Source organism: Microcystis sp. M179S2 (genome assembly GCF_020245805.1).
Lineage (GTDB): Bacteria > Cyanobacteriota > Cyanobacteriia > Cyanobacteriales > Microcystaceae > Microcystis > Microcystis aeruginosa.
This window is the reverse complement of sequence record NZ_JADBUE010000248.1, coordinates 1-9,127: the sequence shown is the minus strand read 5'-3', so window position 1 is coordinate 9,127 and position 9,127 is coordinate 1. Positions and strand designations below refer to the sequence as shown.

Annotated in this window: 9 protein-coding genes and 1 pseudogene; 8 read left to right on the top strand and 2 right to left on the bottom strand. The window is 44.5% G+C overall.

Features of this window, described 5'->3' with window-relative positions; all coding sequences use genetic code 11:
* The coding region (locus IM500_RS15355; protein ID WP_287738872.1) for an RNA-guided endonuclease InsQ/TnpB family protein at window positions 1–901 on the bottom strand (901 nt) is incomplete at its 3' end.
* A gap of 178 nt (window positions 902–1,079) precedes the next feature.
* Complete coding sequence (locus IM500_RS15350; protein ID WP_287738870.1) at window positions 1,080–2,057, bottom strand: phosphate ABC transporter substrate-binding protein; 978 nt, start codon at window positions 2,055–2,057, stop codon at window positions 1,080–1,082.
* A gap of 106 nt (window positions 2,058–2,163) precedes the next feature.
* On the opposite strand from IM500_RS15350, the gene gpmI reads away from it, so the two are divergent.
* The 8 genes and pseudogenes from gpmI to IM500_RS15310 all read left to right on the top strand — a co-directional run bounded on the left by gpmI (window position 2,164) and on the right by IM500_RS15310 (window position 8,757).
* Window positions 2,164–3,762, top strand: coding sequence for a 2,3-bisphosphoglycerate-independent phosphoglycerate mutase (gpmI, locus tag IM500_RS15345; RefSeq protein ID WP_190718996.1), 1,599 nt, complete (start codon window positions 2,164–2,166; stop codon window positions 3,760–3,762).
* A gap of 29 nt (window positions 3,763–3,791) precedes the next feature.
* Window positions 3,792–4,049 carry a hypothetical protein gene (locus tag IM500_RS15340; RefSeq protein WP_002736285.1) on the top strand — a complete coding sequence of 86 codons (258 nt, stop codon included), beginning with the start codon at window positions 3,792–3,794 and terminating at the stop codon, window positions 4,047–4,049.
* Entirely contained in the window at window positions 4,033–4,374 is a 342-nt protein-coding gene (locus IM500_RS15335) for a type II toxin-antitoxin system RelE/ParE family toxin (protein ID WP_002774217.1), read from the top strand. The genes IM500_RS15340 and IM500_RS15335 overlap by 17 nt, the downstream gene beginning before the upstream one ends.
* Before the next feature lie 67 nt (window positions 4,375–4,441).
* Entirely contained in the window at window positions 4,442–4,675 is a 234-nt protein-coding gene (secG, locus tag IM500_RS15330; RefSeq protein WP_002736485.1) for a preprotein translocase subunit SecG, read from the top strand.
* Complete coding sequence (locus tag IM500_RS15325) at window positions 4,676–5,419, top strand: peptidase (RefSeq protein WP_190718999.1); 744 nt, start codon at window positions 4,676–4,678, stop codon at window positions 5,417–5,419. It begins immediately after the preceding gene.
* Between the two features lie 199 nt (window positions 5,420–5,618).
* Complete coding sequence (locus IM500_RS15320; RefSeq protein WP_190719002.1) at window positions 5,619–6,347, top strand: hypothetical protein; 729 nt, start codon at window positions 5,619–5,621, stop codon at window positions 6,345–6,347.
* A pseudogene (locus tag IM500_RS15315) lies at window positions 6,317–6,541 on the top strand (hypothetical protein); the annotation flags it as partial. The gene IM500_RS15320 and the pseudogene IM500_RS15315, both read left to right, overlap by 31 nt.
* Before the next feature lie 164 nt (window positions 6,542–6,705).
* Window positions 6,706–8,757 carry an NAD(P)H-quinone oxidoreductase subunit 5 gene (locus IM500_RS15310; RefSeq protein WP_190380173.1) on the top strand — a complete coding sequence of 684 codons (2,052 nt, stop codon included), beginning with the start codon at window positions 6,706–6,708 and terminating at the stop codon, window positions 8,755–8,757.
* The last annotated feature ends 370 nt before the right edge of the window (window positions 8,758–9,127 follow it).

Below are 9,127 nucleotides of genomic sequence, written 5' to 3'. Positions count from 1 at the left end.
GAATATTAACAAATTGTTGATTATTCCTTTTTCCTAGATTAAGAGATTGTTTCATCCGCTCATTATGCCCAATTATTAACGTCCCTATTTGATGAATAATACACCAATCTATTACTCTTTTACTGGCTGTGTGTAGATAATTTTCTACTCGACAGTTTCGTTTATGGGTTAGGAATATCAATCTCTTAGATGAGGGTTGATTATTTCTGGTTTTCAGTTGAGATTGTAAGCGGGAACGTTGTTTGTTGTAGAAGGTGTTAATTGCTTTTAACGGTCTGCCATTTACCAAAAGAGGTGCTACACCTGTTTGATTTGTAGTTACAGCCATTAAGTTATTAACTCCTAAATCTATCCCAGCTATCTCTTGTTTATCTGTGGTTTCCGACCGTCTTTCATAGACTATTTCAATGACATAACAGCTACTTTTGGGGACAATTCTCACTTCAATTATTTCTCTTCGGGAAGTGGTCAATTTTACGTCGCTCATAGACAAGTGACAAATTCCTTCTTTTAAAGGTTTTTTATAAATTGATTCCTGAGAATATATTAGTAGGTTTCTTCCTTTGGTTTTGTCCTTATACTTAATAATTTTAGGTTTTCCTAAAAATTTTTCAGGGTGTTTTTTCCAAGCTCTAAAAGCGGCAAAATAACTAATCCAAGCCTGCTCTAATCTTCTGATTATCTGCTTGCTCACTTTCGTGGGTAAAGCTAAATAATCTGAGGTTTTAGATACCAGATGATAGAGTTGATTAAAACTCAGTTTTTGGGAGTTTTCAAAGAAATATTGGCGATAATGGTAGTTAGCTAGATTGAACAAATTTTTTGACAAGAAGGCATAATGGTCGATTTCTGACCATAAGGGATGGTTTTGACTGATAATATGACGTTCAACTAGCTTCATATCTTGATTATACCTGATAACGTTCTTAAAATCTATCGGTGGCCAAAGTTACTTATTTTAGCTATCTAGCTACAGAAATGAGTAGCTTTAAAAAGCTTTAGGTAGGTTTTTGGTTTCTGTGGTTAACCCTAGTCATGCAAGGCGTAAAATTTCCCAGATTTTCAGATATTCTCGCTAACTACTTTTGTAAGTCTTCATTGGCCCGAAAAATCGCTTCTTGACCATCACTAGAGGACACAAAACCCATAAAAGCTTTGACTGCTTCACTAGCAGGTTCTTTGTAAACGTAGTAAAGGGTACGCTGCCAGGGATAATTAGGTTCACTGGGTAAAATTCCCTCAATAGCGAGCGCTCTGACGGTTTTTTGGTTGGCAATTTGGCTATAGGTTGCGTAACTAATGCCATTCAGTCCCAAAACTCGCAAAATCGGGGTAGTGGCATCCCTATCCATCATTTTAAAATTAGTTCCTGTACCAAATTCTCCCCCTTGCAGCACTTCCTCACGAAAACTTTGATAAGTGCCACTAATAGGAGGACGATTAATCACTTGAATAGTAGCTGCAGAACCTCCCACCTCCGACCAAGAGGTGATTTTTCCGGTAAAAATATCTTTAACTTGAGCAGTGGTTAACCCCCCCGCAAAGGGGTTTTTTACTCCCACCACAATAGCGATCGCATCTCGAACGATCGGACTAGAAGCCAATCCCTGAGAGCGTTCTGACTCGGTTAAAGGTCGTGACACCGCCGCAATATCGATCGCCCCCCGGGCCACTTCCTCTAATCCCCTATCAGATCCTTGAGCATTTGTCAAGACCTCTACCCCCTGAAATTTGGCAGTTAAAGCGGCTTTTAAGGCTTGATTAATCTGTACCATACTGGTAGAGCCGTTAATGCGAATTGTCGTGCCACTGGGGATAGAAGTCGGTGGGGCAAAACTAACCACTTCCTGGGGGGAAGGGGGAGGGGGTAGGGGAGAGGAGGCACTTCCCGATGTGGGGGATTTTTGCGGACTTTTACCGCTGCCACAGAGAAAGAATTCTTGACCCGCAGCACATTGACTTTGCAGCCAGAAGTAACCTCCACCTAAAATGCCCGCAGTGGCTAAAAGAGCGATTATTAAAGCAGTTGTTTCGTTTTTTTGAGACATACCCATCATTTGCTGACATTAGGGGGTTGATCGCCAGGAGACCGGTGATCAATGGAAGTTTCGATGATATTATCTTAGTGCATGGAAATCCACTCTTAATTTAGGACTGTATATCATGACCCACGCACCTATATCCCCAGTCGTGCTGGTTATCCTTGATGGTTGGGGTTATCGCCCGCAAAGGTCGGATAATGCGATCGCAATGGCGAAAACCCCGATTATGGATAGTCTCTGGGAAGTTTATCCCCACACCCTAATCCGCACCTCCGCTAAGGATGTGGGACTACCAGAAGGACAGATGGGCAACTCGGAAGTTGGCCATCTGAATATCGGAGCGGGGCGAGTTGTACCACAGGAGTTAGTACGAATTTCCGATGCGATCGAAGATGGTTCGATTCAACAAAATCAGGCTTTATTAAAACTCTGCGCCGAGATTCGCCCCAAAAAAAGCAAATTACACCTGATTGGTTTATGTTCCGAGGGGGGAGTCCATTCCCATCTCGATCACTTACTGGGATTATTAGACTTAGCGAAAGTGCAAGGGATTAGCGATGTCTGCATTCATGTCATCACCGATGGTCGCGATACCAATGTCACCGACGGAATGCTCGCTATTAAACGGATTCAAGAACATATTAATAAAATTAAACTCGGTCGCATGGTGACTCTCAGTGGCCGTTATTATGCCATGGATCGGGATCGCCGTTGGGATCGGGTGGAAAAAGCCTATAACGTGATGACCAGTGATCAAGGTATCGACGGGCGATCGATTACTGAAGTATTACAGGCATTTTATGATCAAAATATTACCGATGAATTTATTCCCCCCACCAGAATTGCACCGGGGGCGATCGAAGCGGGCGATGGGGTGATATTCTATAATTTCCGTCCCGATCGAGCTAGACAGTTATGTTATGCCCTGACTATGCCCGATTTTGAAGATTTCGATCGAGATTTAATTTCTCCGCTTAGTTTTGTTACTTTCACCCAATACGATCCGAAATTACCGGTAGATGTGGCCTTTGCTCCCCAGAATTTAAATAATATTTTAGGACAGGTGATCGCTCAACAGGGATTAAAACAGTTTCGTTGTGCGGAAACCGAAAAATATCCCCACGTCACCTACTTTTTTAATGGGGGATTAGAAAAACCCTTTGAGGGAGAAGTGCGCGAATTAATTCCTAGTCCAAAAGTCGCCACCTATGACCAAGCTCCGGCCATGTCGGCAGCCGCGGTGACAGCAGCGGTCTCTGCGGCGATCGAACAGGGGATCTATAGTCTGGTGGTAGTCAATTACGCTAACCCCGATATGGTGGGTCATACGGGCATTTTAGACGCGGCCATGAAAGCAGTGGAAACGGTGGATCTATGCTTGGCTAAGTTGTTAAGTAGCGTCAATAAATTGGGGGGAACAGTGTTAATCACTGCCGACCACGGTAACGCGGAAACGATGGTGGATGAGTCGGGTAATCCTTGGACGGCCCACACGACTAATCCCGTTCCTTTAATTTTAATTGAAGGGGAAGGGAGAAAAATACCCGGCCACGGTGGCGATGTGCAGCTGCGGGATGATGGTCGTTTAGCCGATATTGCCCCCACTATCCTGGAAATTCTCCAAATTCCCGTCCCGATAGAAATGACTGGGCGATCGCTGATTAAACCAGCCGAGGTGGAAATTAAAGCCAGTCGCACTCCCGTCCGCATCTCGCTTTAACGAGTAAAAAGTCAATAAAGGGGAATTTTATGCTGAAAACCATCGAAGGTGTTTATCGAGATGGACAAATACACCTAACCGAGTTACCCAATGATATTAGCGATCGCTCACAAGTGCTGGTGACTTTTCTCGATCAAATCGATCCTAGTAAGCTCAGACAACTGATGGAGTATTTAGAGAGCATTGAGGGGATTCAGCAAGGTTTTGAGGAGATAAACTCCGGTAAAACCCGTCCTCTTGCCGATTTTGCCCAAGAAATGGCCGAAAAATATGGTATTTCAGGTTGAAATTACCCCAACTGCCACGGCACAGATCGAAAAAGCCTATCGCTGGTATCGAGGTTATAATGCCGAGTTTGCTGACCGTTGGTTTCGAGGATTAATGAATGCTATTGCGACTCTGCAAGAGAAACCAACTCGTTGTGCTTTAGCGCTCGAACAGACGATTTTTCTACCCAAAGAAGTCCGACAACTTTTTTATGGGAAAGGCAAAAATGTCTATCGAGTGCTTTTTACAATTAGAGATAGTACGGTTTATGTGTTATATGTTCGCCATAGCGCCCAAGCACCACTAACACTTGAGGATATAGAGGATGAAGAGGACTCCAGTTGATAACTAATTCAAAGCTGACGGCTTGATAACTGCTATACTTTGTAATGGAAAATAGAGAGTAATAATCATGACAGTGGTGCTGGTAGTACAGATTATTTGGGCGCTGGCGGCGGCCTTTCTGGCGATTTTGGTGTTATTACACAGTCCCAAAGGGGATGGTATTGGCGGTATTGGCGGCCAATCACAGATTTTTACCAGCGCAAAAACGGCGGAAAAAACCTTAAATCAGGTGACTTGGGCGTTGGGGACGGTATTTATCACCCTAACTATTGTACTGAGTGCCGGCTGGTTAAATCGCTAAATGCTAAGAGGTCGGTTCTCTTTTCTAGGACTCGCAGCCTTGGCGAGTCTTTTGCTGTTTTCCTATTCTTTGATTGCCGACAGTCGATCGCTACCAGAGTTAAAAACCCATCCTTTACCCGCTAATTTAGCCCAATGGCAAGAGCAAAACCAGTCCGGGGATTATTTTGATGCTGTGGAAATCAGCCCCGTGGGGGCGTTGATTTGGTCGCAATTTCCCGTGAAGATTTATGTTCACAGCGATCGCAGTTCTTGGCTGAGTTTGGTACAACAGGCGATCGCTGAATGGGGGCAGTATTTGCCGATGGAGTTGGTAAATCGGGCAGAATTGGCCGATATCCTCATTAAACGAGAGTTACCGCCGTCGGGAGTCCGTTTTAATGCCGAAACGGGTAAGTTAGAACTGCCCCGGGTGCGTTCTGCCATAACACAATACGAGATTTTTGTCAAGGAAAATCGCTTAACTCATCGGATGAGTATCCAGATTAGTCCTAATTTAGCCGATCGGTCGGCCTTAGCGGCAGCGCGGCACGAATTAGGTCACGCTTTGGGAATTTGGGGTCATAGTCCCCTAGAGACGGATGTGATGTATTTCGCTCAAACTAGAGATATTGCCCCGATTTCTAGCCGGGATATTAACACTTTAAAAAAGGTTTATCAGCAGCCAACTAAGTTAGGTTGGCAGATGGATCAACTGCTCAATAGTGAGGTACAAAGTTTTCGTTTTCGGGAGACAGGAGACTAGGAGGAGAAAAAAGACAACAGACGACTAAAATATCTGTATAACCTCTGATTATGTCAAATTTATCTAGTATTTTAGATATTCTGATCTGATAGCAGCTCAAGAGCTTACTTTTGCCAGAAGTCTAATAGCCAAATGTTCTGGGAATATTTTGTGCTATAACAGACGGGTTACTTTAACTATCCTGAGTACAGAAAGAATCATGTTTAAACAGACTAAAATCCTCGGTTTAACGATTTTAGCTTCAGTTTTCAGCTTTACGCTATCCTCAGCTAAAGCGGCTACTGTTCAGTTTAACGCCAAGGGAAATATCACCGGCATTAAAGATCTAGTCGTCAATAATTCTTCCTACAATGTTAATTTTGTTCAGGATACTTTTAGCAATTTATTCGGCAATCCCTCTAATTTAAATCTGCAACCCACCTTTTGGCTAAATGCTCAGGGTGCAGAAGCGGCAAGGAATGCCATTGATAATGTCCTAACAACGACTTATCCCGCTTTAATTGCTTTAGGTGAGACGCAAAACACGAGGAATTATGTTATTCCCCAACAATCTGCCTTCTTGTATGTGAGGGTCATTGATAGCCAAGGCAATTTTACTTATCCTTCTGATTTGTTTGGTGCTGTCCTGGGAAATTATATATCGTATTATCAAGGTCGTAAATGGCAAGAATTCTTGGAGCAGATATATCAAAACGGAGGAATGTGCGCTTGCACGATAAGTTACAATATTGATCCCGATATATATGGAATCGCTATTGATGCAACCCGTACCTTTGCGCTTTTTTCTCCTAATCAGGCTCCGGTTTCTGTTACTACAGCAGCAACCATTCCCGAACCTGATAGTCTGATGGGTGTCATCGCAATAGGCTTATCTATTTTCTTTTTCTTTCCCCAAAAATTCAATTTACCGAAGCATCACAAGGTTTAGAAGTGAGCGTTTCCGGCAATACCAACAGCATCCAAGTGGGGTTAAATCCGCGACTACCGATCGCCCAAATTCAAGGCAGTTTTTTATCCCGTTATCTTGGTAGCGAGGCGATCGTGGCGATAATTTCCTTTTCTGCTGGTTTAATCGTTTCCTTGCTTTCGTGGTTATTCGATAATTTTCCTGCTTCTCCCTAAAAATTACCGTCCCGCTCGCTAAACTGCCAAATTGATAAGATCCTTTGACCTTTCGCCGCCTTATTGAGCAAAACTAGGTATAAACACTTTCTTAAGAATTAACCTATGTCACAATAGATGAAGATAAACCAAATAGTGTGAAGTTGTAAACTAGGTATTACTGAATGGAACCGCTTTATCAGTACGCGTGGCTAGTTCCCGTCCTGCCTTTGGTAGGCGCTACCCTAGTCGGCGCGGGCTTAATTTCCTTTAATGAAGTCACCAATCGTCTGCGACAGGTAAATGCTGTATTGATCATTTCTACCCTCGGCGCGTCGATGGTGCTGTCTTTTGCGCTGTTGTGGAGTCAAATCAATGGACACGCTCCCTACAACCAAATGATCGATTGGGCATCGGCGGGTAACTTTCACCTGAAAATGGGTTATACGATCGATCACCTCAGCGCTTTAATGTCGGTTATCGTCACCACCGTGGCCTTTTTGGTGATGATTTATACCGATGGTTACATGGCCCACGACCCCGGTTATGTGCGTTTTTACGCCTATCTGAGCATTTTTAGCAGTTCTATGCTCGGTTTGGTCATTAGTCCCAACCTCGTCCAGATCTACGTTTTCTGGGAATTGGTGGGGATGTGTTCCTATCTGCTAGTAGGTTTCTGGTTCACTCGTCCGGCGGCTGCCGAGGCCTGTCAAAAAGCCTTTGTTACCAACCGCGTCGGCGATTTTGGCTTATTACTAGGAATGCTGGGTCTTTTCTGGGCTACCGGCAGCTTCGAGTTTGATATCATGGGTGAACGTCTAGAGGAATTAGTCTCTTCTGGAGCCATTGCCGGCAGTTTAGCGGCATTATTCGCCGTTTTAGTCTTCCTGGGACCCGTGGCCAAATCAGCCCAATTTCCCCTTCATGTCTGGCTACCGGATGCCATGGAAGGTCCGACCCCGATTTCGGCCCTGATTCACGCCGCCACCATGGTGGCCGCCGGAGTTTTCCTGATTGCCCGGATGTATCCCGTTTTTGAGCCAATTCCCACGGCGATGACGGTAATTGCTTGGACGGGGGCCTTTACTGCCTTTCTAGGGGCAAGTATCGCCCTCACCCAGAATGATATCAAAAAGGGTTTAGCCTATTCCACCATCTCCCAATTGGGTTACATGGTTATGGCTATGGGTATCGGCGCTTATAGTGCTGGATTATTCCACCTGATGACCCACGCTTATTTTAAGGCGATGTTGTTCCTCGGTTCCGGTTCGGTCATCCACGGTATGGAGGATGTGGTCGGTCATGAGCCGGTTTTAGCGCAAGATATGCGGATGATGGGCGGTTTACGCAAGTATATGCCCATTACTGCCCTAACTTTCCTGGTGGGAACTCTGGCCATCTGTGGGATTCCTCCCTTCGCTGGTTTCTGGTCGAAGGATGAAATTCTCGGTTTAGCTTTTGAGGCGAACCCGTCCTTATGGTTAATCGGTTGGGCCACTGCGGGTTTAACAGCTTTTTATATGTTCCGGATGTACTTTAACACCTTTGAAGGGGAGTTTAGAGGCACTAATAAGGAGATTAAACGCCGACTGTTAGCCAATGCGGGCGCGATTCCGGCTTTTGGACCGGGGGCAATGAATGTTAAGCAATTGGACTCGGAAGCACAGGAAGAAGACAACCACGGCCATCATGCCCATGAACCCCACGAATCGCCAATTACGATGACTTTACCTCTAATGATTTTGGCGGTTCCCTCTTTGTTAATCGGTTTGGTGGGTAAACCTTGGCAGAATTTCTTCGAGGGTTTTATTCATGTTCCTAACGAAGTAGTGGAAGAAGTTCATGCTTTTGATTGGACAGAGTTTCTGATTATGGCGGGTAATTCGGTGGGGATTGCTTTAATCGGGATTACTGTCGCTTCTTTGATGTATCTCCAGAAGAAAATTGACCCCGCAACTATTGCCCAAAAATTCCCCGTTTTGTATCGTTTTTCCCTGAACAAGTGGTACATTGACAATCTCTATGATCGAGTTTTCGTCCAGGGTTGTCGTCGTCTCGCACGGCAAATTATGGAAGTGGATTATCGCGTTATCGATGGGGCGGTGAATTTAACCGGTTTAGCTACTCTTGTCAGTGGTGAAGGTCTCAAATACCTCGAAAATGGTCGCGCCCAATTCTACGCTTTAATTGTCTTTGCCGCAGTTTTGGGTTTAGTAATTGTCTATAGTCTGGTGTAGATTTTTAATCGGTTGACTAAAGATTTTTAGGGGCGCAAAGCCCCTTTTTTCAGCTTTAAGTCCCCCTTTTTAAGGGGAATTTAGGGGGAGCAAACTTTTTGCCGCAAACCCTATTTAAACCGCTTATAGCGGTTTAAATAGCTGTGTGGGACAGTTAAACCTTTGCTGATTAAGCTTTTCAACATCGATAATGTACCTCTTGCGAACAGGAAACGCTATATACTAAATCCGTTGAGTATAGGCTACTTAGGGTTTGCGGCAAAAAGTACGGGCGAAGCATTCGGTTAGAAAATCTACGGTTTCACCGATAGGTTATTGCCCGAATGCTTCGCCCCTACAGGACGCGGGCCGATGAAGACGCAAGGTTTTG

Excerpts from the sequence above, each read along its gene's own strand:
- IM500_RS15335 (WP_002774217.1), top strand. The coding sequence starts at position 4,033 with ATGGTATTTCAGGTTGAAATTACCCCAACTGCCACGGCACAGATCGAA.
- IM500_RS15340 (WP_002736285.1), top strand. The coding sequence starts at position 3,792 with ATGCTGAAAACCATCGAAGGTGTTTATCGAGATGGACAAATACACCTA.
- gpmI (WP_190718996.1), top strand. The coding sequence starts at position 2,164 with ATGACCCACGCACCTATATCCCCAGTCGTGCTGGTTATCCTTGATGGT.
- IM500_RS15320 (WP_190719002.1), top strand. The coding sequence starts at position 5,619 with ATGTTTAAACAGACTAAAATCCTCGGTTTAACGATTTTAGCTTCAGTT.
- secG (WP_002736485.1), top strand. The coding sequence starts at position 4,442 with ATGACAGTGGTGCTGGTAGTACAGATTATTTGGGCGCTGGCGGCGGCC.
- IM500_RS15325 (WP_190718999.1), top strand. The coding sequence starts at position 4,676 with ATGCTAAGAGGTCGGTTCTCTTTTCTAGGACTCGCAGCCTTGGCGAGT.
- IM500_RS15310 (WP_190380173.1), top strand. The coding sequence starts at position 6,706 with ATGGAACCGCTTTATCAGTACGCGTGGCTAGTTCCCGTCCTGCCTTTG.
- IM500_RS15350 (WP_287738870.1), bottom strand. The coding sequence starts at position 2,057 with ATGATGGGTATGTCTCAAAAAAACGAAACAACTGCTTTAATAATCGCT.